Source organism: Candidatus Accumulibacter similis, from assembly GCA_013347225.1.
GTDB classification, from domain to species: Bacteria; Pseudomonadota; Gammaproteobacteria; order Burkholderiales; family Rhodocyclaceae; genus Accumulibacter; species Accumulibacter similis.
In genome coordinates, this window is sequence record CP054595.1 from 4,348,942 (window position 1) to 4,373,527 (window position 24,586).

The 24,586-nt window shown below is 65.8% G+C and carries 23 protein-coding genes and 1 pseudogene; 8 read left to right on the forward strand and 16 right to left on the reverse strand.

Features of this window, described 5'->3' with window-relative positions; genetic code table 11:
- Positions 1 to 26: 26 nt before the first annotated feature.
- From HT579_19215 to HT579_19230, 4 genes and pseudogenes are all read left to right on the forward strand, one after another.
- Positions 27 to 1,180: pseudogene (locus tag HT579_19215) on the forward strand (IS3 family transposase).
- 175 nt (positions 1,181 to 1,355) lie between these two features.
- Positions 1,356 to 2,561, forward strand: coding sequence for a cation:proton antiporter (locus tag HT579_19220; GenBank protein QKS30861.1), 1,206 nt, complete (start codon positions 1,356 to 1,358; stop codon positions 2,559 to 2,561).
- Between the two features lie 16 nt (positions 2,562 to 2,577).
- Positions 2,578 to 3,696, forward strand: coding sequence for a glutamate--cysteine ligase (locus HT579_19225; protein QKS31723.1), 1,119 nt, complete (start codon positions 2,578 to 2,580; stop codon positions 3,694 to 3,696).
- Positions 3,697 to 4,164: 468 nt separating this feature from the next.
- On the forward strand, positions 4,165 to 4,728 hold the full coding sequence (locus tag HT579_19230) for a pyridoxal-phosphate dependent enzyme (protein QKS30862.1): 564 nt from the start codon (positions 4,165 to 4,167) through the stop codon (positions 4,726 to 4,728).
- Here the strand turns inward: HT579_19230 and HT579_19235 are convergent.
- From HT579_19235 to HT579_19275, 9 genes are all read right to left on the reverse strand, one after another.
- Positions 4,725 to 5,345 carry a hypothetical protein gene (locus HT579_19235; protein QKS30863.1) on the reverse strand — a complete coding sequence of 207 codons (621 nt, stop codon included), beginning with the start codon at positions 5,343 to 5,345 and terminating at the stop codon, positions 4,725 to 4,727. The genes HT579_19230 and HT579_19235 overlap by 4 nt on opposite strands.
- Positions 5,346 to 5,348: 3 nt before the next feature.
- Positions 5,349 to 6,077 carry a hypothetical protein gene (locus tag HT579_19240; protein QKS30864.1) on the reverse strand — a complete coding sequence of 243 codons (729 nt, stop codon included), beginning with the start codon at positions 6,075 to 6,077 and terminating at the stop codon, positions 5,349 to 5,351.
- 37 nt (positions 6,078 to 6,114) lie between these two features.
- Positions 6,115 to 8,097, reverse strand: a complete 1,983-nt coding sequence (locus HT579_19245) for an acyl CoA:acetate/3-ketoacid CoA transferase (protein ID QKS31724.1) — start codon at positions 8,095 to 8,097, stop codon at positions 6,115 to 6,117.
- Positions 8,098 to 8,364: 267 nt separating this feature from the next.
- Positions 8,365 to 9,486: an alkene reductase gene (locus HT579_19250; protein ID QKS30865.1), complete on the reverse strand. Its 1,122-nt coding sequence runs from the start codon at positions 9,484 to 9,486 to the stop codon at positions 8,365 to 8,367.
- A 451-nt stretch (positions 9,487 to 9,937) separates the two neighbouring features.
- The gene (locus HT579_19255; protein QKS30866.1) at positions 9,938 to 10,372 is read right to left on the reverse strand and encodes a hypothetical protein; all 435 of its coding nucleotides are present in this window, start codon (positions 10,370 to 10,372) and stop codon (positions 9,938 to 9,940) included.
- Positions 10,373 to 10,375: 3 nt separating this feature from the next.
- A complete protein-coding gene (gene secB, locus HT579_19260) occupies positions 10,376 to 10,846 on the reverse strand; it encodes a protein-export chaperone SecB (GenBank protein ID QKS30867.1) in 471 nt (156 codons plus the stop codon).
- A gap of 54 nt (positions 10,847 to 10,900) precedes the next feature.
- Positions 10,901 to 11,176, reverse strand: a complete 276-nt coding sequence (gene grxC, locus HT579_19265) for a glutaredoxin 3 (GenBank protein QKS30868.1) — start codon at positions 11,174 to 11,176, stop codon at positions 10,901 to 10,903.
- Entirely contained in the window at positions 11,173 to 11,535 is a 363-nt protein-coding gene (locus HT579_19270) for a rhodanese-like domain-containing protein (GenBank protein ID QKS31725.1), read from the reverse strand. The genes grxC and HT579_19270 overlap by 4 nt, the downstream gene beginning before the upstream one ends.
- Before the next feature lie 140 nt (positions 11,536 to 11,675).
- Positions 11,676 to 11,984, reverse strand: coding sequence for a winged helix-turn-helix transcriptional regulator (locus tag HT579_19275; protein QKS30869.1), 309 nt, complete (start codon positions 11,982 to 11,984; stop codon positions 11,676 to 11,678).
- A 383-nt stretch (positions 11,985 to 12,367) separates the two neighbouring features.
- On the opposite strand from HT579_19275, the gene HT579_19280 reads away from it, so the two are divergent.
- The 4 genes from HT579_19280 to moeB all read left to right on the forward strand — a co-directional run bounded on the left by HT579_19280 (position 12,368) and on the right by moeB (position 16,466).
- A complete protein-coding gene (locus HT579_19280) occupies positions 12,368 to 13,642 on the forward strand; it encodes a peptidoglycan DD-metalloendopeptidase family protein (GenBank protein ID QKS31726.1) in 1,275 nt (424 codons plus the stop codon).
- Between the two features lie 147 nt (positions 13,643 to 13,789).
- The gene (locus HT579_19285; protein ID QKS30870.1) at positions 13,790 to 15,205 is read left to right on the forward strand and encodes a S41 family peptidase; all 1,416 of its coding nucleotides are present in this window, start codon (positions 13,790 to 13,792) and stop codon (positions 15,203 to 15,205) included.
- Positions 15,206 to 15,227: 22 nt separating this feature from the next.
- Positions 15,228 to 15,647, forward strand: coding sequence for a hypothetical protein (locus HT579_19290; protein ID QKS30871.1), 420 nt, complete (start codon positions 15,228 to 15,230; stop codon positions 15,645 to 15,647).
- 9 nt (positions 15,648 to 15,656) lie between these two features.
- Positions 15,657 to 16,466, forward strand: coding sequence for a molybdopterin-synthase adenylyltransferase MoeB (gene moeB, locus HT579_19295; GenBank protein ID QKS30872.1), 810 nt, complete (start codon positions 15,657 to 15,659; stop codon positions 16,464 to 16,466).
- Here the strand turns inward: moeB and ribD are convergent.
- The 7 genes from ribD to HT579_19330 all read right to left on the reverse strand — a co-directional run bounded on the left by ribD (position 16,408) and on the right by HT579_19330 (position 24,433).
- A complete protein-coding gene (gene ribD, locus HT579_19300) occupies positions 16,408 to 17,478 on the reverse strand; it encodes a bifunctional diaminohydroxyphosphoribosylaminopyrimidine deaminase/5-amino-6-(5-phosphoribosylamino)uracil reductase RibD (protein ID QKS30873.1) in 1,071 nt (356 codons plus the stop codon). The genes moeB and ribD overlap by 59 nt on opposite strands.
- A 35-nt stretch (positions 17,479 to 17,513) precedes the next feature.
- The gene (gene nrdR / locus HT579_19305) at positions 17,514 to 17,984 is read right to left on the reverse strand and encodes a transcriptional repressor NrdR (protein QKS30874.1); all 471 of its coding nucleotides are present in this window, start codon (positions 17,982 to 17,984) and stop codon (positions 17,514 to 17,516) included.
- Positions 17,985 to 17,989: 5 nt separating this feature from the next.
- Positions 17,990 to 19,240 (reverse strand): serine hydroxymethyltransferase, encoded by a 1,251-nt coding sequence (locus tag HT579_19310; protein QKS30875.1) that lies wholly within the window; start codon positions 19,238 to 19,240, stop codon positions 17,990 to 17,992.
- 172 nt (positions 19,241 to 19,412) lie between these two features.
- On the reverse strand, positions 19,413 to 19,682 hold the full coding sequence (locus tag HT579_19315; protein ID QKS30876.1) for a DUF4212 domain-containing protein: 270 nt from the start codon (positions 19,680 to 19,682) through the stop codon (positions 19,413 to 19,415).
- 72 nt (positions 19,683 to 19,754) lie between these two features.
- Positions 19,755 to 21,791: a VC_2705 family sodium/solute symporter gene (locus HT579_19320; GenBank protein QKS30877.1), complete on the reverse strand. Its 2,037-nt coding sequence runs from the start codon at positions 21,789 to 21,791 to the stop codon at positions 19,755 to 19,757.
- Between the two features lie 12 nt (positions 21,792 to 21,803).
- Entirely contained in the window at positions 21,804 to 22,520 is a 717-nt protein-coding gene (locus HT579_19325) for a 3'-5' exonuclease (protein ID QKS30878.1), read from the reverse strand.
- Positions 22,521 to 22,522: 2 nt separating this feature from the next.
- Positions 22,523 to 24,433 carry a CBS domain-containing protein gene (locus HT579_19330; protein ID QKS30879.1) on the reverse strand — a complete coding sequence of 637 codons (1,911 nt, stop codon included), beginning with the start codon at positions 24,431 to 24,433 and terminating at the stop codon, positions 22,523 to 22,525.
- Positions 24,434 to 24,586 lie beyond the last annotated feature (153 nt).

The following is a 24,586-nucleotide window of genomic DNA, read 5'->3' on the forward strand; positions in this document are numbered from 1 at the left end:
GATGCTTACGCAACAAGGAGTCCAAGATGCCGCAAAGCAGACCACCGTACCCGGCGGAGTTTCGCCAACAGATCATCGAACTGGCGCAGGCTGGCCGAAGCCCGCAAGAGTTGTCTCGGGAGTTCGGGCCGACCAGCCAGACCATTGTCAATTGGCTGGCGCAAGCAGCCCGCGACGCCGGCAAGCCCTTGCCTGGCAAGGAGGGCTTGAGCAGTACCGAGCGGGCTGAACTGGCCAAGCTGCGCCGGGAGAACCGGCAGCTGAAGATGGAGCGCGACATCTTGGCAAAGGCTACGGCCTGGTTCGCCAGAAGGAGCGAAGGTTCCACCTCGAACTCTTCGAACTCGTGATGGCGCGCCAGGCCGACTTCCCCGTGCGTACCCTGTGCCGCGTGCTGCGTGTCTCGGTCAGCGGCTTCTATGCTTGGCGACAGCGGGCGCCCAGCCCGCGCGCCGTGGCGAATGCCGTGCTGACCGAGCGTATCCGGCTGATCCACAAGGAATCCGGCGGGAGCTACGGCCGCCCCCGGGTTCGGGCCGAACTGCTGGAGCAAGGCGAGACCGTCAGCCAGAAGCGCGTCGCCCGCCTGATGCGCCTGGCGGGCTTGCAGGGCGTGAGCCGCCGCCGTGGCTACGTGGTCACCACCCGGCGTGATCCGGACCGTGATCCGGCGCCCGATCTGGTAAAGCGCCAGTTCGTGGCGGACGCACCCAATCGCCTTTGGGTGGCCGACATGACCTACGTGCCGACCTGGCAGGGCTTCATCTATTTGGCCATGGTGCTGGACGTGTTCAGCCGGCGGGTCGTCGGTTGGTCCATCGGCGAGCATATGCGCACGGAACTCGTGCTTTCGGCGCTCAACATGGCCGTGGCCACGCGCAAACCCCACGGGGTGATCCACCACAGCGACCAAGGCAGCCAGTATTCCGCCCTGGCCTTCGGCAAGCGCTCCCGGGAAATGGGCATCCAGCCGTCCATGGGCACCGTAGGCGATGCCTACGACAACGCCATGGCGGAGAGTTTCTTTGCCAGTCTGGAATGCGAACTGCTGGACCGCAACACCTTCCGCACCAAAACCGAGGCTCGCCTGGCCGTGTTCACCTGGATCGAAGGCTGGTACAACCCGCGCCGGCGCCATTCCGCGCTCGGCTATCTGTCACCCATGAACTACGAAAAGAAACACCACCACTCTGTGCAGTCAGCCAGCCCCGAACCCGGGTTATCCACCGCGCCGCTCGCCTCTGGCCTGAGAGGGGCCAGCGGCGGCGCCGTGGATAACCCTACGCCCGAGGAGGCTCAACCCGCTTGAAAACCAAGCGCTAACCTGTCCACCCGATAGGGGCAACTCCACTGAGATGGAACACGCGGTTTTTTTCCTGCCCGACTGGCCACCTGATTTCAGCCCGCTGCTGTGGGTCGCGCTGGCCGTCGTCGGAGCGGCCCTGGCTGGCGAATGGGTCCGCCATCATCTCGGCCTGCCGCGGATCACGGCCTATCCCGTGGTCGGCATGCTGGTCGCCGCGCTGGCCGGCGATCCGCTGGTCGCCGAGCACAGCGAATGGCTGCGCTGGGGATTGAACGTCGCCCTGGCCATCCTCCTGCTCGAACTGGGCAGCCGCGTCGATCTCGGCTGGTTGCGGCACAATCGCTGGCTGTTGCTGACCAGCTTCTGCGAATCGCTGGCCGCCTGTGGCGCGGTCTTCGCCGTCAGCCGCTATCTCGGCATGCCCATGGTGCCGGCGGTGCTGATGGGAGCGATTGGCATGGCCTCATCGCCGGCGGTGATCATGCGGGTGGTTGCCGAGAGCAAGGCGCAGGGGCAGGTCAGTACCCGCCTGCTGGTGCTGACGGCCTTGAACACCATTTACGCAGTGGTGACGGTCCATCTGGTGACCGGCGGCTTGCACCAGCACTATCGCGGCGACTGGGTGCTGGCCATCGCGCATCCGCTTTACCTGCTCGGCGCCGGATTGGTCGTCGGCAAGTTGCTGGCCGCGGCGATCAGCCGCGTCGATCGCTGGCTGATCAACATGCGCGACGAATACGCCTCCATCGTGCTGCTCGGCCTGGTGCTGATGACGATCGGCCTGATCGAGGCCCTGCGGCTGCCGGTCACGCTGTGCATGCTGTTCGCCGGTCTGGTCCTGCGCAACGGCGAGCCGCGGGCCTGGGTCTTTCCCCGGCATTTCGGATTGGTCGGCGGGGTGCTGGTCGTCATGCTGTTTCTGGTCGTCGGCATGCAGATCCGGATCGAACATCTGCTAACCGGGGGCATCCTGGCGCTCGTCCTGATCGGGGCGCGCAGTATGGCCAAACTCTGCGGCGTGCTGCTGCTGGCGCGGCCGGCCGGCATCAGCTGGCGTCAGGGCCTTTTGCTCGGCCTCGCCTTGTCGCCGACCGCCGGGCCGGTGATGGTGGCCGTGGCCGATATCGGCCAACTTTACCCGGAGTTGCAAGGCACCCTGATCCCGGTGGCGATGAGCGCCGCCGCGATCATGGAACTGGCCGGGCCGGTCATCGTCGCCTTGTGCCTGAAATTCAGCGGAGAGCGCCGTGAGTGAAGAGACCGAACACGAACTGGGCAGCTTCTCGCAGTCCGCTGCCTTGACGCTGGGCATCGAACTCGAACTGCAGATCGTCAGCGGCCAGGACTACGATCTGCTCGGTGCCGCGCCCGACCTGCTGCGCGAAATGAGCGGGCGTGAACATCCCGGCGACGTCAAACCGGAAATCACCGATTCGATGATCGAATTGTCGACCGGCATCTGTGTCGACTACGCCGACGCGCTCGGCCAGTTGCGCAGCATCCGCGCCCCCCTGGTCCATCAGGCCGACCGGCTCGGCATCCTGCTTTCCGGCGGCGGCACGCATCCCTTCCAGCACTGGGGCCGGCAGGCCATTTTCGATGCGCCGCGCTTCCATCACCTGTCGCAACTCTATGGTTATCTGGCCAAGCAATTCACCATTTTCGGCCAGCACGTCCATATTGGCTGCGCCTGTCCGGACAAGGCACTCTGGTTGCTGCACGCCTTCAGCCGCTACATTCCGCACCTGATCGCTTTGTCGGCGGCTTCACCCTACATCCAGGGGATCGATACCGGCTTCCAGTCGGCCCGGCTCAATTCGGTCTTCGCCTTCCCGCTCAGCGGACGCGCCCCGTTCGTGCTGTGCTGGGATGATTTTGCCGCGTATTACCGCAAGATGATCGCCACCGGCGTCGTCAAGAGCATGAAGGACTTCTACTGGGACATCCGGCCAAAACCGGAGTTCGGCACCATCGAACTGCGCGTCATGGACACGCCGCTCACCGTCGAGCGCGCGGCGCAGATCGCCGCCTATGCCCAGGCCCTGGCGCGCTACCTGCTGGAAGAACAGCCGGTCGATCCGAGCGAAGACGATTACCTGGTCTACACCTTCAATCGCTTCCAGGCCTGCCGCTTCGGCTACGACGGCCGACTGGTCGTTCCCGGCGGCGCCGAACAGAGAGTGATCCGCGACGACATCCTGCGCACCATGGCGGTCGTCGAAGTCCATGCCTACGATCTCGGCTCGACCGAAGCGCTCAATCTGCTGCGCACCGAAGTCTTGCAGGGTCGCAATGGCGCCAGCGAAGTCCGCACGGCCCACGCCCGTGAAGGTTCGCTCGAAGAAGTCGTTCGCCAGGGCTGCGAACGTTGGGCTGGACGTCTCTCGTGATGCGGTCATCCGCCGGGGCGGACCGCCCCGGCGGATGAGGGCCACCGCCCCACTGCGCGAATCAGGGCCCACAGCCGGGCAGGCGCGGCGCAAGACTCGTTCGACGATGCTCAGGAAGATGCGCCGCCAGCGTCTCGATCGTCGGATCGAGATACCGGTGGAAGTCGCGTTCGACATGGGCTGGGCCGGAAGCGCCCTGGTGGCCATCGCAGGAGACTTCGAGCCAGGTGGAGGGCTTGGTTTGCAGGTGCGATGGCGCACGCTACGTTCGGGCCGGCGACGGCGATGGACGGCAGTGCGAGCACGGGCACAGGCGGCAGGCATGGGGATACGCGTCGGGCAATCGAGAGGCCAAAACTGCACACCCATGCAGTCGTAGCCTCGATGCCTGCTGGCCGCGGGACGCGCCCCGGTCACGGGGGCAACCCTTTACCCCGACCCTGGCACCTGCGCGCTCGTGCGCGTCGCTTGGTATCCTCCTCGGGCGGCAATGGCGGTCTCGCCGTGGCCTGTGCTGGCCGCAAGCTGTCGCTGCCGGTGACGGTCGTCGTACCGCGCAGCACTTCCGCCCGGGCGCGGCAGTTGCTGCGAGTGGAAGGTGCCGAGGTCATCGTCGATGGCCCATCCTGGCAGGAAGCGAACGTCCTCGCGCTGTCGTTGCTGGCGGCAGGTGACGCCTTCATCCACCCCTTTGACGATCCGCTGCTGTGGCGCGGCCACGCGACGCTGATCGACGGGATCGCCCGCTGCGGGCCGCTGCCCGACGCCGTCGTCGTGGCGGTCGGCGGTGGCGGGCTGCTCGCCGGCGTCATCGAAGGGCTGCGCCGCAACCGCCTTGGCGACATCCCGGTCATCGCCCGTCGAGACCGCCGGCGCCGAGTCGCTCCATCGCTCGCTGCGCGCGGGGCGAATCGTCGAGCTCGCGGAGATCACCAGTATCGCCACCTCGCTCGGATTCGCGCATGCTCCCGCCGGCTGCGCCGATCCGGCGGCGAAGCGCGGCAGGACGCGGGCGCAACCGACGACCGCTAGGCGGGCCAGGCGAGGACACCAACCAACAGCGCGGCAAACAGTCCTCCGATCACATCCAGTGTCCAGTGCGCCCGCAGCAGGATGACGAGAAGCATCTGCGCGACTGCCAGCAGAGCGGCCACAACGGTCAGCGCGGGAATGCCGAGGGTCGCCACCTGGATGGCGCCATAGACAGCCAGCGCGGTGTGCCCCGAAAAGAAGAAGTCGTTGCCGACGGAATAGGTCACGAAGAGCGAGGGGAAACCCGGATGACGCCAGATGATGCCAGCCGGTGGCGGCAGGGCGACCAGCACCTGGCTCAACTGGCGCAGGGCGAAGAGGCCGAGCAGGCCGAGGAACGGACTGAAGCTCGGTCCGAGCAGGGCGTAACCGAGAACGAAGAGGGTGACGACATCGATCGCCAGCGAGCTGCCGATCAGCACCGCGCGTGCAGCGCCCGGATGCTCGTGCAGCCAGGCGTTGCCACGAGCGGTCATGCGGTGCAGTTGGTCGTACATCACGCCATCGGCGAGACGACGCTCGCCGATCAGCCGCTGCGTGACGAACCAGCCGACAAGACCGCCGGCAACGGCCAGCAGCCGCCAGGCCACGACGTCCCACGCCGGCAGCTCCGGCATCGCTCAGGCGGCTCCGTTGCCGGCGTCGGCGCGCTCGAGTTCAACCTGCCGTGCCGGAATGCCGGCCCAGGTCTCGCCAGCCGGAATGCGCGTGTTGGGCAGGACGAACGAGCCGGCAAGAACCTTGGCCCTTTCGCCGACCTCGACACCGCCCATGATGATTGCCCGCAGGCCAATGGTCGCACCGGCAGCGATTCTCACCGGCGCGATCACCAGATAGCCGCCCTGTGCATAGTGCGCCATGATGCTGGCCGAGCCGCCGACGGTCACCCCGTCTCCCATCTCGATCAACGACGGATCGGCGAGGGCAGTCGAATTGATCGTCACGTTGCGCCCGATGCGCATTCCCATCAGCCGGTAATAGAGTTGGGCAAAGGGTGATGGGGTGACGAACTCGAGAAAGGAATAGCGGACCACCAGCGTCAGTGTGCAGTGCACGTACCAGCGCAGGGCGGTCAGCGACACGGCCGAGCCGCGATACGGCCGCAGCCGCCCACCGAGCAGCGAATTCAGCAGTGGCGCCACGACGAGCAGCGTCAGACCGTAGGCGAAGTAGCAGAAGGCCAGCAACAGCCCGTTCAGGGCGTAACGCGAGGCGGAGTTGGTGACCGCCGGCAGACACACGGACAGCGTGTCGAACAGCCAGACGGCGACCCCCAGCGCAAGGCCGGCAGCGACGATCGCCAAGCCGATGAATGGCAGCGGGCCGATGATCGCGAGCAGTCTTGGCATGCAGCTTCTCCGGACAACGACAGGGTGGTGCGGTCGCTCAGCGGCGCCCGAGCTGCGCTTCCGCTTCGGCAGCAGTGCCGAAGCTGCGCGCGGCGATCTGCCTCTTCTCCAGGGCCTCGCCCAGCCTGGCACGCAGGAAGGTGTTCGACGTAAAGCGCGTCACATCGTGATAGCAGGTCTCCATCAGGCCCTTGACCATCTCGATGTAGTCGTCGACCAGTTCGGGCATGATCGAGAATCGGTCATAGTTGACCACCGCGTACACCCTGTGGCCGACCGGCGCCAATCGCTCGCTGACCGCTTGTCGCACCGCCTCGATGTCGGCCTGGCTGCGGATGTCGAGTCCCTCGAAGTTGATGAAGAGGATGTTCTTCGCGACATCATAGGAAAGGCGCTCGGCAAGAGGCAGCTCCAGCATCTGTGAGCGCAGCTTCATCGGCTCGTCGCGGAAGATGCGCGGGTCCATCAGCGCCGGTGCCGAGTGTATCACCGGCACGAAGTCCATCCGCTCGAGAATGTCGCGCTGCAGGTCGACCCCAGGCGCGATCTCGATCAGCTCGAGACCCTCGGAACAGAGGCGGAAGACGCAGCGTTCCGTGACGTAGAGCACGGCCAGGCCGCGCCGCTGCGCTTCGGCACCGCTGAAGGTCCGGTGCTCGACTTCGTTGACGAACTTCCTTGCTTGCCCATCCCGCAGGATGCACAGCCTGCCATCCTCGACCGCCACCTCGAGCTGCCCGGCCGTGAATGTGCCGACGAAGACCACCTTCCTGGCGTTCTGCGAGATGTTGATGAAGCCACCGGCGCCGGCCAGACGTGGGCCAAACCTGGAGACATTCAGATTGCCCTGCCGGTCCGCCTGCGCCAGACCCAGAAAGGCGAGGTCAAGCCCGCCCCCGTCGTAGAAATCGAACTGGTTCGGCTGATCGATGATCGCCTGCGCATTGATCGCAGCACCGAAGTTGAGCCCGCCCGCAGGAATGCCGCCGATCACTCCGGGTTCGGCGGTCATCGTCATCAGGTCGGCGATCTTTTCCTCCGCGGCAACGCTGGCCACGCCTTCGGGCATGCCGATACCGAGGTTGACCACCGCGTTGGCCTTGAGCTCGAACGCGGCGCGGCGGACGATGATCTTGCGTTCGCTCATCGGCATCGGCTGGATCGCCGACATCGGTACGCGGATCTCGCCAGCGAACGCCGGGCTGTACTGTTCGCCGAAGGTCTGCATATGGTATTCGGGCTTCTCGGCGACCACCACGCAGTCGACCAGGACGCCGGGGATCTTCACTTGACGCGGGTTGAGCGTGCCGCGCTCGGCGATCCGCTCGACCTGGACGATGACCACGCCACCCGAATTGCGCGCCGCCATCGCGATCGCCTGCGCTTCCAGCGTCAACGCTTCCCGTTCCATCGTCACGTTGCCGTCCGGATCGGCAGTGGTGCCGCGGATGATTCCGACGTGGATGGGGAAGGCCTTGTAGAACAGGTAGTCCTCGCCGTCGATCGGCAGCACGCGGACGAGTTCCTCGGTGGTCGACGCGTTCAGCTTGCCACCGCCGAAACGCGGATCAACGAAGGTGCCGAGCCCGACACGGGTGATCGTCCCTGGCTTCCCGGCAGCGATGTCGCGGAAGAGATGGGCGATCACCCCCTGCGGGAGGTTGTAGGCCTTGACTCGATTGGCCACCGCCAGTTCCTGCAGCTTCGGCACCAGCCCCCAGTGGCCACCGATCACCCGCTCGAGCATACCGTCGTGGCCGAAATGGTTGAGCCCCCGTTCCTTGCCGTCGCCCTGCCCTGCGGCATAAACCAGGGTCAGGTTGCGCGGCCGGCCGAGGCCCTCGGGGTCGCTGCTCTGGCTGGCAAGAAAGCGCTCCTCGAGGGCGATGGCGATGTTCTCGGCAAAGCCGATGCCGACAAAGCCACCGGTTGCCACGGTGTCACCGTCACGAATCAGGCGCACCGCCTCGCCGGCGGAGACTACCTTGCCGGTATCAGAAGCACGCAGCGAAGAGGCCATAGGATGGGAGGAAAGAGGCACGGGTTGTCTCCTGAAGGGATCGGCTTCCGGGCGACCGCGGGCAAGCGGGTCCAGCCGCCAGTATAAGGCGACCCGCGCGAGTCATCGTCGGAACTGCAGACCGTCCGCGCCTGCCCGCCGGCAGCACCGACGGGAAAGAATCGTCGCGCGGCGTGAACGCCACCGACCGGCGAGCGGCCAGAACAGACAACGACGTCTCCACGGCGATCGGCGGCGCCCAGCCAGGGCCACAGCGGCGAGTGCATGTCAAGTTTCGCCCACCACCTCCTCCGCGAGCGACGGATAATCGATGTAGCCGCGTTCGCCCCCCTTGTAGACCGTCCTCGAATCGAAGGCCGTCAGCGGCGCTCCGAGGCGCAGGCGTTCGACGAGATCCGGGTTGGCGATGAAGTGCTTGCCGAAGGCTATCAGATCGGCGTTGTCGCAGCGCAATGCGGCTTCGGCACGGTAACGGTCGAATCCGCCACAGAGGATGATGCTCCCGGCGTAACACGCCCGCAGGTGCTGCAACAGTTCGCTGTCCGGATCATGGATCCAGCTTTCGGACTGGTCATAGACGTGCAGGTAGCCGATCCGCATGCGGTCGAGCTCACAGGCCAGTTGGCCATAGGTGAACAGCGGCGCCGGATCGGGCTGCATCTCATGCGCGACCCCGAGCGGCGAGATGCGGACACCGACGCGCTCGCAACCCACCACCGAGGCGACCGCGGCCACCGTTTCGAGCAGGAACCGCCAGCGCCTGCTCGTCGTCCCCCCGTACTCGTCGCTGCGATCGTTCAGGTACGGACAACGGAACTGATCGAAGAGATAGCCATTGGCGGCATGGATCTCCACCCCGTCGAAACCGGCTGCCAGGCTGTTGGCTGCGGCACGCGCAAAATCGGCGACCACCGCGCGGACTTCGCCGGTGCGCAGGGCGCGGGGGGCATCACAGGGAACCAGAACGGGCTCGGATCCGCCGACAAGAACCGGCACCCGGTCTGCGCTCAAACCAATCGTGGTGGGTCCGACGGGCGGCGAACCATCCGCCCGCAGGCTGCAGTGGCCGACGCGCCCGACATGCCATAGCTGCAGGTAGATGCGGCCCGCCGCGCGATGCACCGCGCGCGTCACGTTGCGCCAGCCGGCAACCTGCGCCGGCGTGTAGATGCCCGGCGTGCGGGCACACCCGCGTGCCTGCGGAGAGACCGGCGTCCCCTCGGCAACGATCAGCCCGGCCGACGCCCGCTGGGCGTAATACAGCGCGCTGATCGCGGTCGGCGCATGTTGTGTGTCGCTGGCGCGATTGCGGTTCATCGGCGCCATGACGATACGATTGGCCAGCGGCAGGCCGGCAAGCGTATGGCGGGAAAACAGACTCTTGTTCATCTTCGTCGGCACCTCCTCGGCAACGATTGCGCACAGACACGGCAAGCACGTTTCATGCCTGGCTGCCGGAGCGGCCTGCGCGCACGGCTCAAATCGATATCGTGTGGATTGCCGGCGCACAGCATGGCAGCCGCAGACTGCGGATTGATGGCGCTGCCGCGCCTCTCCTCTGCCGGCCAGACGTGATGACGCGGCGGGGCTGTCGGCCAACGGACTGGTGCAGGGCGTCGCCTCGCAGGCGCAGCGTCGCCAACCTTTCCAGCTCGGAGAATCAGTCGCGCCTCTGCGGCGGGGCACGGCGACCGCGGTGCAGGCGCACCACCGGCGTTATCTGGGCGCCGCGTTGTGCCGGCGCCCCGTGGCTGCGGGCGGACTTGTGGCCAGAAGGGGGCCTCCGGCTGGCACGCCAACCGCCGCTGCAGACAGGCGCAGCGGCAGGTATGGAGTCAGATCACAGACCCCATACCTGGTTGACACGCACGAAGCCCGTTTCGCCGTCGCGATGGCGCACCTTGACCCAGCCGCCGGGGGCTGTCTCGAGATACACCAGCGACACGTTTCTCGCTGCCTCGAAGGCGATCGGCGCCGACTCCTCGGGATTCAGGCGGACCTGGGCGCGCGGCGTGGTGACGATGACCGTCCGCCGCTTGACCAAGTGCCTGGCCTCGATCCAGGCCAGGCCGCCTTCAGCGTCCCGCACCTTCGACCATCCTTCGAGGTTGACCACCAGTTCGACCGGCGTCCCGCGCCGGATGACGAACAACCTGGCACCCTTTTGCGACGGCGCGTCGTAGAGCACCGTCGGCACATCGACGGTGCGGAATTCGATTGCCACCGATGGCGCCGCCATCCCGGCAGCGAGCACCGCGCCCAGCAGGCGGTGCATCGCTCAGGCCGTCGCCTCGCCGGCGGCGGCGCCGGCCGCTTCCGCTTGCTGCTGCTGCAGGCGAGACATGTAAAGCGCTTCAAAATTCACCGGTTGCAGCATCACGGGCGCGAAGCCGGCGCGGGTGACCGCGTCGGACACCGCCTCACGCGCGTATGGGAAAAGAATGTTGGGACATGCTATCGACAACAGGGGATCCATGTTTTCGCTCGGAACGTTCTGCACGCGAAAGATGCCCGCCTGCCCCACCTCGACGAGGAAAACGGTCTTCTCCTCGATCTTGGAGGTCACAGTGGTCGTCAGCGTGACCTCGAAAATGCCGTCGCCGATACCCTGCGCATTGCTCTGCAACTGAATGCTGACCTTTGGTGACTCGCGCTCGAGAAAGATCTGCGGCGCATTGGGCACCTCCAGCGAAAAATCCTTGATGTAGATCTTCTCGATTGCAAAAACGGGGTTTTCTTGTTCGCTCATGTCAACTTTCAGCCAAAGGTGGAAAAGGAATCAGGCAAGCCTGGCGAGAGGGGCTCAGGCAGTCTCGCCTGCAAGCAGCGGCAGCAGCCTGCCGGAACGATCGAGCGCGACCAGATCGTCGGCACCGCCAACGTGTGTCGCGCCAATGAAGATCTGCGGCACGGTGCGGCGACCGGTCCGCACCTGCATTTCGTTGCGACGTTCGGGGTCGAGATCGATTCGCACCTTCTCGATCTCGACCACGCCACGTGCGCGCAGGAGTTGCTCGGCACGCACGCAATAGGGGCAGACAGCGGTCGAGTACATCAGCACGGGCGCCACAGCAGTCATCGACGCGCCCCCTTCTTCAGCGGCAGCCCCGCCTCGCTCCACGCGGCGATGCCTCCTTCGAGGTTGTGCACGCGCGCAAAGCCCAGTTTGGCCAGCGTTGAACAGGCAGCCTGCGAACGCATGCCGGTCTGGCAGATGAGGATGATCGGCCGGTCCTTGAACTGCTCGAGCTCGCCGGCACGCTCGGCCAGCGATGCCGCCGGGATGTTGCGCGAGTCGATCAGGTGCCCGGAGACGTACTCGTTGGAATCACGGACGTCGATCAGTTGTGCGTTCTCACGGTTGATCAGCATCGTCGCCTGATTGGCCGTGACCGCCTTCGCACCACCGGGACGGCGGAACGTCAGCACCATCAGCATGCCGCCGCTGACCAACGCGACGGCGACAAGAAGAATGTTCTGTTGTACGAATTCCAACACAGGCTCCAGAAACCGATAGGGACCACGAGACGCCGCTGACGCTCGCCAGAGTGGCTTGACGCTGCGTGCCGGCCGCGCGGCTAGCCGCCGCAGAACACCTCGCGCATCATGCCGATGAGCTGCAGTGTCCGCTCATCGCCGACCCGATAAAAGACGCGGTTGGCCTCCTTGCGGGCAAGCAACACACCCTTCTCGCGCAGGATCGCGAGATGCTGCGAGATGTTGCTCTGCGAGGTACCCACCGCCTCGACGATCTCCTGCACGCACGCTTCCTGATCGCCGATCACGCACAGGATCTTCAGCCGCAACGGATGCGAGATCGCTTTCAGCGCGCGTGCCGCTTGCTCGATGTGCTCCTGCTTGTCGATCAGGCTGGTCTTGATGGGCACGTCACGCCGGCTTCGCCGTTTATCATATAATCGCGCATTATAAAAGAAAAGCCTGATCTACGGAGTGCCCTCCGCCATCTGGCGTCTCGTGGTGCCTCGCGCCAGCCCCGGGGCGCGCTCTTCCCACGTTCCTGCAGGACCAGCGTCGTTCATTGGCGAGTACCGGACAAACCCTCGAGCGCTTCGCGCGCAGCACCAACGACACCTGCTGGCGTGAGCACAGGGGTGTCGTCGTCGCCTTCGGCAGCCATTGCCCGGAGACCTTGGCGAGCGACACGTCAGCGGCGACCGGGAGCCCGCAGCCATCCACTGCGGTCGCCGCCTGCGGCCGCATCCGTCGTGCGCTTCTCTGCCTCCTGATCGTCTCGCTGGCGCCGCTGGCCATGGCCAGCAACCGCCAGAACCCGGCCAGCGTCGAGGCGGCATCGTCTGGCGAGATTGCCGAGAAGCAAGGCAGTCTGAGATCGCTGCGCGGCCAGATCGACGCGTTGCGCAAGCAGATGGCCGCCGCCGAAGGCTCCCGCAGGGAAGCCGTCGATCAGTTGCAGGAGGCGGAACGCGCCATCTCGGCAACCCAGCGGCAACTGTACGAGACGGCAAGCGGGACCGACCGGCTCCGGAGGAGGCTCGACGAACTCGAGAAACAGTCGAGCGAGCTCGGCCGGGTCCTCGGCTCACAGCAGGAGCAACTGGCGAGGCTTCTGCACCGGCAGTACCTGCGCGGCAACCCCGATCCGGTACGCATGTTCCTCAACGGTGATGATCCGAATCAGCTGGCCCGCGACCTCCACTATCTCGAAACGATCGGCCGCGCGCGGCGCGAGATCCTGCGCGACGTCGAGGTGACGATGCAGCGCCAGCAGGCGCTCGCCCGCGAAACCCGACAACAGGCCGAGTTGCTCGCCGCCAGCGAGGCGCGACAGCGGGAGGAGCACGCCCGGCTGGTCGAACAGCGGCAGCAGCGACAACTGGCGCTGGCCAAGGTGTCGGAGCAGATCGCCGCACAGCGGCGTGAGATCGGCAGCCTGCAGCGCGACGAGAAGCGCCTCGCCGAACTCGTCGACCGGCTGTCGCGACTGATCGCTGCACAGGCGGGTGAGGCCCGCCGCGAAGCGCAGCGCCGCGAGCAGGCAAGGCACCCCGCGCCCATGGAGCGTGCCCCGGCATCGCCGACAGAACCGGCGGCAGGCGAAGCGGGCTCGGCGCCGCCGGTGCCGGCAGGCCGTGGCGACGAAGCGGCCGCGATACCCGGCGCGGGCAGTCTGGCACGACTGAAGGGGCAGCTCCGCCTGCCGACACGGGGAGCGGTCAGCAACCGTTTTGGCGCCACACGGCAGGAGGGAAGCACGTGGAAGGGTCTCTTCATCCTCGCCGGCAACGGTAGCGAGGTGCGCAGCATCGCCGCCGGCAGGGTCGTGTTCGCCGAATGGATGCGCGGTTTCGGTAACCTGCTCATCGTCGACCACGGCAGCGGCTACCTCTCGATCTATGCCAACAACGACTCGCTGCTGAAAAACGTTGGCGACGCGGCGCGCTCGGGAGAGGTGATCGCGACCGTCGGCAACAGCGGTGGCAATCCGGAATCCGGTTTATACTTCGAGCTGCGTCATCAGGGCAGACCGCTCGATCCAATGGCCTGGGTCAGCACCAGACAGTGAGGGCTGGTGCGGAAATCGCCGCAAGCACGACGAACTGCCGGACACGGGCGAGCACGCGACATGGCAGGTTCGCCAGCGGCCCTGTTCGCGACCTCTGATACGGATTTTCACGACGCACACGACATGATGCGCACTGGAGTGAGACAAATGGGCAAGTTGAGACAGGCCGGTCTGGTCGGCGCAGGGTTGCTGGGCGGCGTACTGATCAGCCTGCAGTTTTCGGCGATCGCGGACAAGGAAACGCGAGCCAGCCTGCCCATCGAGGAACTGCGCACCTTTGCCGAAGTGTTCAATGCCATCAAGAGTGGCTATGTCGAACCGGTCGAAGACAAGAAACTGATCACGCATGCCATCAGCGGCATGCTCTCGAACCTCGACCCGCACTCCAGCTACCTCGACGCCGACGCGTTCAAGGACCTGCAGGTCGGGACGCAGGGCGAGTTTGGCGGCATCGGCATCGAGGTGGGCATGGAAGACGGCCTGGTCAAGGTCGTGTCGCCGATCGAGGACACGCCGGCCTACCGGGCGGGAATCAAGACCGGCGACCTGATCTTCAAGATCGACGACACGCTCGTCAAGGGATTGACGCTGACGGAAGCGGTCAAACGGATGCGCGGCAAGCCGAAGTCGCAGATCCGGCTGTCGATCATCCGCAAGGGAGATGCGAAACCCATCAATGTCACGCTGACACGCGAAGTCATCAAGGTGCAGAGCGTCAAGTCGAAACTGGTCGAGGATGGGTACGGCTACCTGCGGATCACCTCTTTCCAGGAGAACACTGGTGCGGCGGTGGTCAAGCATCTCAACGAGCTGTTCCGGAATGGATCGCTGAAGGGGCTCGTACTCGACCTGCGGAACGACCCCGGCGGCCTGCTCAACAGTGCCGTTGGCGTTTCCGCCGCCTTCCTGCCGCCGGAAACGCTGGTGACCTCCACCGACGGTCGTGCGCCCGACGCCAAGCACCGGTATTCGACCTCGCCCAGCGACTACCTGCGTGGCAGCAGGGACGATTACATCCGCAACCTGCCGGCCGAGGCGCGCACGGTGCCGATGGTGGTGCTGGTCAATGGTGGCTCGGCATCGGCATCGGAAATTGTCGCCGGCGCGCTGCAGGACCACAAGCGTGCCGTCGTGCTCGGCACCACCACCTTCGGCAAGGGATCCGTGCAGACCGTCCTGCCGTTGCCGGGCAACACGGCGATCAAGCTGACGACCGCGCGCTACTACACACCGTCCGGCCGCTCGATCCAGGCCAAGGGAATCGTCCCCGACATCGTCGTCGAGGAAAGCGCCAACGGCACCTCTGCCGAGCGCTTGCGCGAGGCCAATCTCGAGCATCATCTCGACAACGACAAGGATGGCGGCACGACCGTCAAGGAATCGCCGCCCAAGCCCGCCAAGCCGGCGCCGGCGCCGGCGAAGCCGAAGAGCAGCGCGCCGAAGGAGGAAGCGGAAGAAGCTGCCGAGCTGCCGAGCCGCGAACTGGCGTCGAAGAAGGACTATCAGCTCAATCAGGCGCTCAATCTGCTCAAGGGCATGCAGATCATGAAGACTGCGCGCTGACTCGTGGCGGCGGACAGCGACGGTGAAACGACCTGCTGCGCCAGCACCCCCGCCGATCCGCAAGCAGCGGACCATCGTGTTCGCCAGGCTTCCCCCCGGCCAAGTCCCCGAAGCTGCCGCCTACCTCAGCAGCCTCGAGCAACTCCTGGTCGAACCGCGCGAACAGGCCCGCGAAGTGGGCGTCGCCTACGACCTGCGACAACACTCCTTGCAGGAACTAGAAAGCTCTCTTGAAGACCGCGGCCACCACCTCGACAACACCCTGCTGAGCAAGATGGTGCGGGCGCTGATCCACTATGTCGAGGAAACCCAGTTGCACAATCTGCAGACGCCGACGCGGCCCCTCAAACGCTCGCAGTCCGAAGCCTACACCCATGCCTGGGAGCGGCACCCGCACGGTGACCACGACGACACGCCGCCGGAGTGGCGGGAGTACAAGTAGCTCTGCGCGATGAACGACCGGCAGTTGCTGCGCTATAGCCGACACATCCTGCTCGACGAAATAGGCATCGCCGGTCAGCAACGCCTGGTCGATGCGAGAGCGCTGATCATCGGCGCCGGCGGCCTTGGCTCGCCGGCAGCGCTCTACCTGGCGTCCGCGGGCATTGGCCGGATCACCCTGGTCGACGGCGACACGGTCGACCTCACGAACCTGCAACGCCAGATCCTGCACAGCGAAGAGCGCCTCGGCCAGACCAAGGTTTCCTCCGGCCAGGCGGCACTGCGCGGCATCAACCCCGACGTGCTGGTCGAAGCGGTGCCCCACCGCGTCGCGGACGAGGAACTGGCGTCGCTGGTCGCCGACGCCGATGTGGTGCTCGATTGCAGCGACAACTTCGCGACGCGGCACGCCGTCAATCGGGCCTGCGTCAAACATCGCAAGCCGCTGGTGTCGGGCGCTGCCATCCGCTTCGCAGGCCAGCTCGCCGTCTTCGACAGCCGGCGTGGCGACGGCCCGTGCTACAACTGCCTCTTTCCGGAAACCGGCGAAGTCGATGAGGTGCGCTGCGCCGTCATGGGGGTCTTTGCACCGCTCACCGGCATCATCGGCGCGATGCAGGCGGCCGAAGCGCTGAAGCTGATCGCCGGCGCCGGCGAGATCATCCTTGGACGACTGTGGCTGCTCGACGGTCTGGCGATGGAGTGGCGCAGCGTGCGCTTCGGCCAGGATCCCCAGTGCGCCGTCTGCGCGCCGTCCGCGCTCAAGCAAAGCGCGCCAGCAGCCGCAGGTCCTGACCGATCACGCGCAGGTCGCGGATGAGCAGCGGCTTCCTGTCGGCCAGCGATGCGAGCTGCGGCAGAGCGAACATTCCGCGCGCCGCATCGCCGACGAGACAGGGTGCCAGATAAAGCAGCAGCTCATCGACCAGCCCTGCCTGCAGCAGGGCACCACTGAGTACGAAACCGGCTTCGGCATGGACTTCGTTGACGCCGCGCCTTGCCAGTTCGGCAAGCAGTGCCTCCAGGTCCACCCGGCCGTCCGAGCCCGGCAGCAACAGGACTTCGGCACCCCGCTGCGCGAGCGCCTCGCTGCGGGCAGCGTCAGCCACGACAGCCGCGACCAGGGTACCGCCACCGCGCAGAACCCGGGCGTCCGGCGACAGTTCGAGGTGACTGTCGACGACGATCCGCAGCGGCTGCCGCAGTTCGCCGGGCGGAGCCGCGACGTCGCGGACGTTGAGCTGCGGATCGTCGTCGCGCACCGTGCCGATACCGGTCAGGATGGCGCACGCGCGGGCCCGCCAGCGATGGCCGTCCTGCCTCGCGGCCGCGCCCGTCAGCCACTGGCTGGCACCGTTCAGCAGCGCTGTCTTGCCGTCCAGGCTGGCGGCCAGCTTCAGTCGCAGCCAGGGGCGGGCACGGGTCATGCGGGCAACGAAGCCGATGTTGAGTTCGCGCGCCTCGTCGGCGAGCAAGCCGCATTCGGCACGCACGCCTGCCTGCCGCAGGGTGGCCAGCCCGCGACCGGCAACCAGCGGATTCGGATCCTCGATCGCGGCAACGACCCTCTGTACTCCGGCTGCCAGCAGCGTCTCGGCGCAAGGGGGCGTACGGCCGTGGTGGCTGCAGGGTTCCAGCGTGACGAAGGCGGTGGCACCGCGAGCCCTGTCACCGGCTGCCCGCAACGCATGCACTTCGGCATGCTGGCCGCCGGCCCGCACGTGCCATCCCTCGCCGACAACCTGCCCGTCGCGGACGACGACACAGCCGACGCGCGGATTCGGAGTGGTCGTCAGCAGGCCGCGCTCGGCGAGACGCAGCGCCCGCGCCATGCAATCATGATCCGCCGCGCTGAACGCGGGCTGCATCAGCGACCGAGCGGCTGGGCCGACCGCGATACCTCACGAATGACCTTGGAGAACTGGTCCACATCCTCGAAATTCCGATAGACCGAGGCAAAGCGGACGTAAGCCACCTTGTCGAGCTTCTTCAACTCGCGCATCACCATCTCGCCGAGCTTCTCCGAAGCAACTTCCCGTTCCCCAAGCGCGAGCAGTCTTTCCTCGATGCGGCTGATCGCCGCTTCGACCGCCTGGTTGCTCACCGGCCGCTTGCGCAATGCCAGGCCAAGGCTCGCCGCAAGCTTCTCGCGGTCGAAGTCGACCCGTGAGCCGTTCTTCTTGATGACCTGCGGCATCCGCAGTTCGGCCCGCTCGTGTGTCGTGAAGCGCTTGTCGCACTTCAGGCACCGCCGTCGCCGGCGGACGATGTCGCCGTCGTCACTGATCCGGGTGTCGGCGACAGTCGTCTCGGCAGCGCCGCAGAACGGGCACTTCATCCCGGCTACCCGCCATACACCGGGAATTTCCTGCACAGGGTCGACACGTCCGCCCGCACCCGCTGCCTGACCGCCTCGTCGGCAGGGGCATCGAGGACGTCAGCTATCAGGTGCGCCACCTGCTCCGACTCGATCTCGGTGAAGCCGCGCGTCGTCATCGCCGGCGAACCAATGCGGATTCCCGACGTGACGAATGGCTTCTGCGGATCGTTCGGAATCGCGTTCTTGTTGACGGTGATGTGCGCCGCGCCGAGAGCAGCCTCAGCGTCCTTGCCGGTGATGTTCTTGGCCCGCAGATCGACGAGAAAGACGTGCGATTCGGTACGACCCGAGACGATGCGCAAGCCGCGCTCCTCCGCCAGCACGCGCGACAGGACGCGCGCATTGGCAAGCACCTGCTCCTGGTAGTCGCGGAAAGCCGGCGTCAGGGCCTCCTTGAAAGCCACCGCCTTGGCGGCGATGACGTGCATCAGGGGGCCTCCCTGCAGACCCGGAAAGACCGCGGAATTGATCACCTTCTCGTGTTCCGCCTTCATCAGGATGACGCCACCGCGGGGGCCGCGCAGCGTCTTGTGCGTCGTCGACGTGACGACGTCGGCCGAGGGCACCGGGTTGGGATAGCAGCCGGCAGCGATGAGGCCAGCGTAGTGCGCCATGTCGACCATGAAGATCGCGCCGATCTCCTTCGCCACAGCGGCGAAGCGCTCGAAATCGATGCCCAGCGAGTAGGCCGACGCGCCGGCGATCAGGATGCGGGGCTTGTGTTCACGCGCCAGCGCTTCCATCCTGCCGTAATCGATCGCCTCCTGCTTGTCGAGGCCGTAGGCGACAACATTGAACCACTTGCCCGACATGTTGAGCGGCATGCCATGCGTCAGGTGCCCCCCTTCGGCCAGACTCATTCCCATGATCGTGTCGCCCGGCTTGGCAAAGGCCAGCAGGACGGCCTGATTGGCCTGCGAACCGGAATTCGGCTGAACATTTGCCGCCTCGGCGCCGAACAGCTTCTTGAGCCGTTCGATCGCCAGCTGTTCCGCCACATCGACGTGCTCGCAGCCGCCATAGTAACGCTTGCCGGGATAACCCTCGGCATACTTGTTGGTCAGCTGTGAACCTTGAGCTGCCATCACCGCGTGACTGACGTAGTTTTCCGAAGCAATCAGCTCGATATGCTCTTCCTGGCGGCGATTCTCGTCCTGGATGGCCTGCCAGATCTTGGGGTCCACCTGCGCCAGGGAATCTTTGACTGAAAACATCGTATACGCCTCACGACCTTGAACGGAGCACGATTGTAGCATGCGCCACCGCTGCGGAAATCGCGGCGACTCGCCCCAGGCCGCGGTGCCGGAAGCGCACAACCTGGCGGCCGGCGTCGCCAGCCGTACCGGGAGCGGACGCGACGGCAGACCCAGGGCGCCGAAACCGTCTCTATTCCTCGCCGTCGGCGTCCTGCACGCCGTAATCGTGGTCGAGCCCGTCCATCCGCCGCCCGTACCACCAGACGATCAGCAGATAGATGAGCGGCGCCCCCTGGGCTCCCATGTAGAAGCCCAGCGGGATATCGAGGATGAGGATGTGTTCGACTTCGCGTGCGAAGTAGCTGAGGACGAACGAGACGAAGAACCAGACCCCGAGAAGCGACGCCGTCAGGCGAAGGTTGCGCCGCCAGTACGCGCGCTGCCGTTCATCGAGCTGCATGATCGCTCCACGGCAGCCAGCCGCCATGCCTGCGCTCGGCCGCCGCACCGACGGACATCGGCGAACAAGGCATCAGCGATCGAACTCCGGGTAACGAACGCTTTCGACGAAGTCCTGCGTGTCCTTGCTCGGCGGCTTGCCGAGCAGACTGACGACGATGATCGTCGCGAACCCGGCGGCGACGCCCCAGACTCCCGCCGAGGTCGACTGGATGCCGAGCCAGGGTTCCATGCCGATGTCCGGGATGCCCAGCCAGGGCATCGAGTGGAAGTGCACACGAACCATGTAGTAGAGCGTCAGCAGCAGGCCGACCAGCATGCCGCTGACTGCCCCGGCATGCGTTGCCCTCTTCCAGAAGACGCCGACGATCAGCGCCGGAAACAGGGCTGCCCCGGCGAGCGAGAATGCCCAGGCCACCATGAACAGGATCGTCGCCGGCTTCTGCGACGCGACAGTGGCAGCCAGCACCGCCACGACGAGCAGCAACGACTTGGAGACGACGAGCCGCCACTGCGTCGTCGCCTGCGGGCGAAAGATCTTGTAGTAGAGGTCATGCGAGAGGGCGCTGGCGATCGTCAGCAGCAACCCGTCGGCGGTGGACAGCGCGGCCGCCAGCGCACCGGCCGCGACCAGGCCGGAGATGACGTAGGGCAAACCGGCGATCTCCGGTGTCGCCAGCAGGATCACATCCGGGTTGAGCACCAGTTCCGCCAGTTGCACGATGCCATCGCCGTTGATGTCCTCGATCGACACCATGCCGATCTTCCCCCACGAGCTCACCCACAACGGCAGTTGCGCGATCGGCGAGCCAACCAGATGCGAGTAGATTTCATGCTTGACGAAGGCGGCATAGGCCGGGGCGGTCAGGTACAGCGCCAGGATGAACAGCAGCGACCAGAACACCGAACGACGTGCATCGCGCACGCTGGGGGTGGTGTAGTAGCGCGTCAGGACGTGCGGCAGCGCGGCCGTGCCGATCATCAGACAGAAAACCAGGCTGAGAAAGTTCGTGCGCGCCGACTCGTTCACCGCCCCACCCTGTCCAGGGTAAGCGGTCATGTGGTGATCGGGTTCAGCCCCCCGCTGCGCCGCCTGGCGCATCTGTGTCTCCCAGTAGTTGCGTGCGTCTTCGCTGTTTCGCGGCAGATCCCTGCGCTCCCGCTCGAGCGCCACCACCTCGCGCATCTGTGCGTTGTCGTTCTTCAGCGCGTTGATCCGTACCGCCAGTTCGCGCCGCTCCTCTGCCAGCGATTCGGGGAGAGTCAGGATGCGATCGTGGTAGGCATCGGCACGCTCACGGAAGAGGCGGCGCGCCTCGAACTCGCCCGGGTCGTCGAAGATCTTCTCCTCCAGCTGTTGCACCTGCTGCAGCACGCGGCCATAGGTCAGCTGCGCCAGCGGAACGCCGGTCACCTCGTAGGAGAGAATGGTCACCGGCACCAGATAGGCAACGATCAGGATCGCGTACTGCGCCACCTGCGTCCAGGTCACCGCACGCATGCCGCCAAGAAAAGAGCAGACGAGGATGCCCGCGAGGCCGACGAAGACGCCGATCTCGAACTGCAGGCCGACGAATCGGCTGGTGATCAGGCCGACGCCGTAGATCTGCGCGACCACATAGACGAAGGATGCGAGGACGGTCGCCAGCACACCCACGAGCCTTGCAACATTGCCGCCATAGCGGGCAGCGAGAAAGTCCGGGATCGTGTATCGGCCAAAGCGACGCAGGTACGGTGCAAGCAGCAGCGCCACCAGGACATAGCCGCCGGTCCAGCCCATGACGTAGGCCAAGCCCTGGTGGCCAGACAGGTACAGGGTTCCCGCCAGCCCCATGAACGAGGCGGAACTCATCCAGTCGGCGCCTGTCGCCATGCCGTTGAACACCGCCGGCACGCGCCGCCCGGCGACGTAGTATTCGGCCACGCTGGCGGTGCGCGCCAGGACGCCGATCGTCGCGTAAAGGAAGATGGTCAGCAGCAGGAAGGAGTAGCCGATCCAGCGTGGCGGCATGCCGTACCGCTCGAGCACGGCCAGCATCAGGACGAAAGCGAAGAACCCGACCGTGTAGGAAGCGTAGTAGCGCCGCAGCCTCACCATGTAGTCGGACATCGCCGGCGCTCGCTAGGCGCTTTGATGCAGGTGCCGACGTGCCTTTTCCAGTTCGCGGAGGCTGGCCGGCGTTTCAAAACCCTTGCTGGCGGCATGGGCGACTGCGATCTGCAGCAACTGTGCGGTGGCAAAGGCGTCCGATAGAGCATCATGGCGTTTGATGCTGGCAATGCCGAAATGCTCGAGCCAGGCGTCGAGGCGTTCCGGGCCAGCGTCAACCTCGCGGAAAAGATCAGGCAGGATCCATGCCATGTCCAGCCACGGCAGTCGCAGCCGCACGCCGAGGTACTCGGCGAGAGCCCGCTTCAGCACCCGTCGGACGAAACGGGCGTTGTAGGCCACCACTGGCGCCTTGCCGACAAAGCCGAGGAAGGAGAGCAACCCCTCGACCATCGGCACCTCGGCCGGCACCTCGGCCGGCGCCTCGGTGACGCCGACCGAGGGCGACGCCGCACCCGGCTCCACCTCCGGCAGCAGCAGTTGCCAGGCATCGCGGAAAGCGATCTGGCCGTCAATCACCGCCACTGCGGCAACCGCAAGCAGTCGAGCGGTGTGCGCATCGCCGCTGCTCGCCTCGACGTCGATCACCACATAGCGGCTGCGATAGTGCGAACGCCGCAGGTCGACATCGGACGACTGCCGCCAGTCGGCGAGCAGTTGCTCCTGCCGGGCGTCCAGCACGGCAGCGGCATCTTGCACGGGACGGAGGAAGCGCGCGAACCAGTTCATGCTCAGATCTGGTAATCGAGCTTGAGGCGGGCCTGCAACTTGCGTGCCTGGCGGAAAGCCTCCTTCAGGACGCGGCGCTCGATCTCGTTGAGGTCGTCCGGCCGGATCAGGTTGTCACCCGGGCGCCCCTGTTCCTGCTCGAAATGCTGATGGCGCAGCCGCAGGAGCTGGACGAAGTTGAAGCCCTCGATGCTCGCCGCCAGATCGTCGGCGGCGATGTTCATGACCGCACCGGCACGCCTGAGTCGTTGGACTGTATTGGTCGCCTCGACCGAATTCGCCAGAGCGAAGACGCGCGCCGCGTCGGTGAACAGGCGGACCCCATACTTCTTCAGGTCGATCGTGCCTGGATGCTCGGGGTCGGCGTCGGTGATGAAGTCGCGGATTCGTCCGAGGGGCGGTGCGACGCTCAGCGCGTTCTCGGCCAGCATGCGCAGGAACAGCGGATTGCCGCGGGTCTGCCTGAACAGCGCCAGGCGCAGCCGGTGGGCGAGATTGAAGCGGCCGAAGAGCGGCCGGAAATCGAAGAAGATCGTCGCGTTGAGCAAGGCCTGCGGCTCCGGGGTGCGCACCCAGCGCGCGAACCGCTCCTCCCACTCATCGAGTGTCAGGCAGAGTTCCGGGTTGCTTGCCATGATGTTGCCCTTGCACAGCGGAAATCCGCAGCGATCCAGATCGCCGTTCACATCGCGCGCGAAATCGAGAAAGCGCAACTGCGTCAACTCACGATCCATGATGTCGGTGCAGATGAAGACGATCCCGTTGTCCTGATCGGTGGTGAAGGTCTGCTCATCCCGCCCTTCGGAACCGAAGGACAACCAGGCCCAGTCGATGCCGTAGAGGTCGTGCCGCTCGAGATTGAGCTCGATGATGCGGCGCGTCACGGTGTCGTTGAGGGTCGAGATGAACTGCGTGATCTCTGCCGCGCCGACGCCCTCGGCCAGCATCGTCAGCGACAGTTGCCGCACGTCGCTGCGAGCATGCTGCAACACCTCGATACTGCTCGCAGCATCGATCGCATGCCGAATCTGACGCAAACCGGCCCCCTGCAGCTTGAAGAGATCGCGCTCCGAAACCACGCCACGCAAGCGACCGCCTTCATCGACCGCGAGCACGTGCCGGATCCCCCGCATCGCCATCAGCAATGCCGCGTCGTGGGCATTGGCTGCCAACGGCAGAGTGGCCGGCGCCGGCGACATCACGCTGGCGATCGGCTGCGCCAGCGACGTGCCGGGAAGGACGATGCGCTTGAGGACGTCGGACAGGGTGAAGATGCCGACCGGCACCTCCTGCTCGTCAACAACGACCATCGAACCGAGGTGCCGGGCGGCCATCAGTTCGACGACCTCGCGAATCGATGCCGTCGCCGCAAGCGAAACCGCTTCCCGCTTGACCACTGCAGCGAGTGGGGAATTCATCGTCCTCTGCTCGCTCGCGCGCTGCGCGAACTGCAACTGCAGTTGCTGCTGCGACTGCTTGAGCAGACCCGCGATGTGCTGCGTACAGAACAGGTTGAACGCCGAGCTCTTCTGCGTCAGGGCAAAGAAATCGTCGGCAGCCAGCTCATAGCAGAAGACCTCGTCGAGCGCCACGTAGGAGCCAAACGTCGGTCTCTGGGCCATCAGGGCACCGATGGCGAAGGCCTGGCCCGGCCCGAGGGTGGACGAAGTCGCTTCGCCGCTGCCGAGGCCAACGGTGGACTTCGCCCGTACACGCCCGCGGTGGATGATGTACAGGGCAGGCGCGACGCCCATCTCGGTCGACAGGATGCGCGCGTCCTTCGGATAATGCAGCAGCCGGACACGCTCCGCAAGGAAGCGCAGCGCAGCCGCCTCCATCCGATCGAAGGGCGGGTAAGCCTGCAGGAACCGGATGCACGCCGAAACCAGCGTCTCCATCGCACTGTTGCTCATGCTGCTCCTCGACCGGCAAAAACTGACGGGCCGGCAGCGCTGGCACCGCCGGCCCGCTACGCCTGCCTGGCTCCCGCCACTTCGGGTCGATGCCCCGCGCAGCGCCGGGCACGTTCAGGTTGCGGTGCGCGAGCGGCAACCGCCACTCGGCGC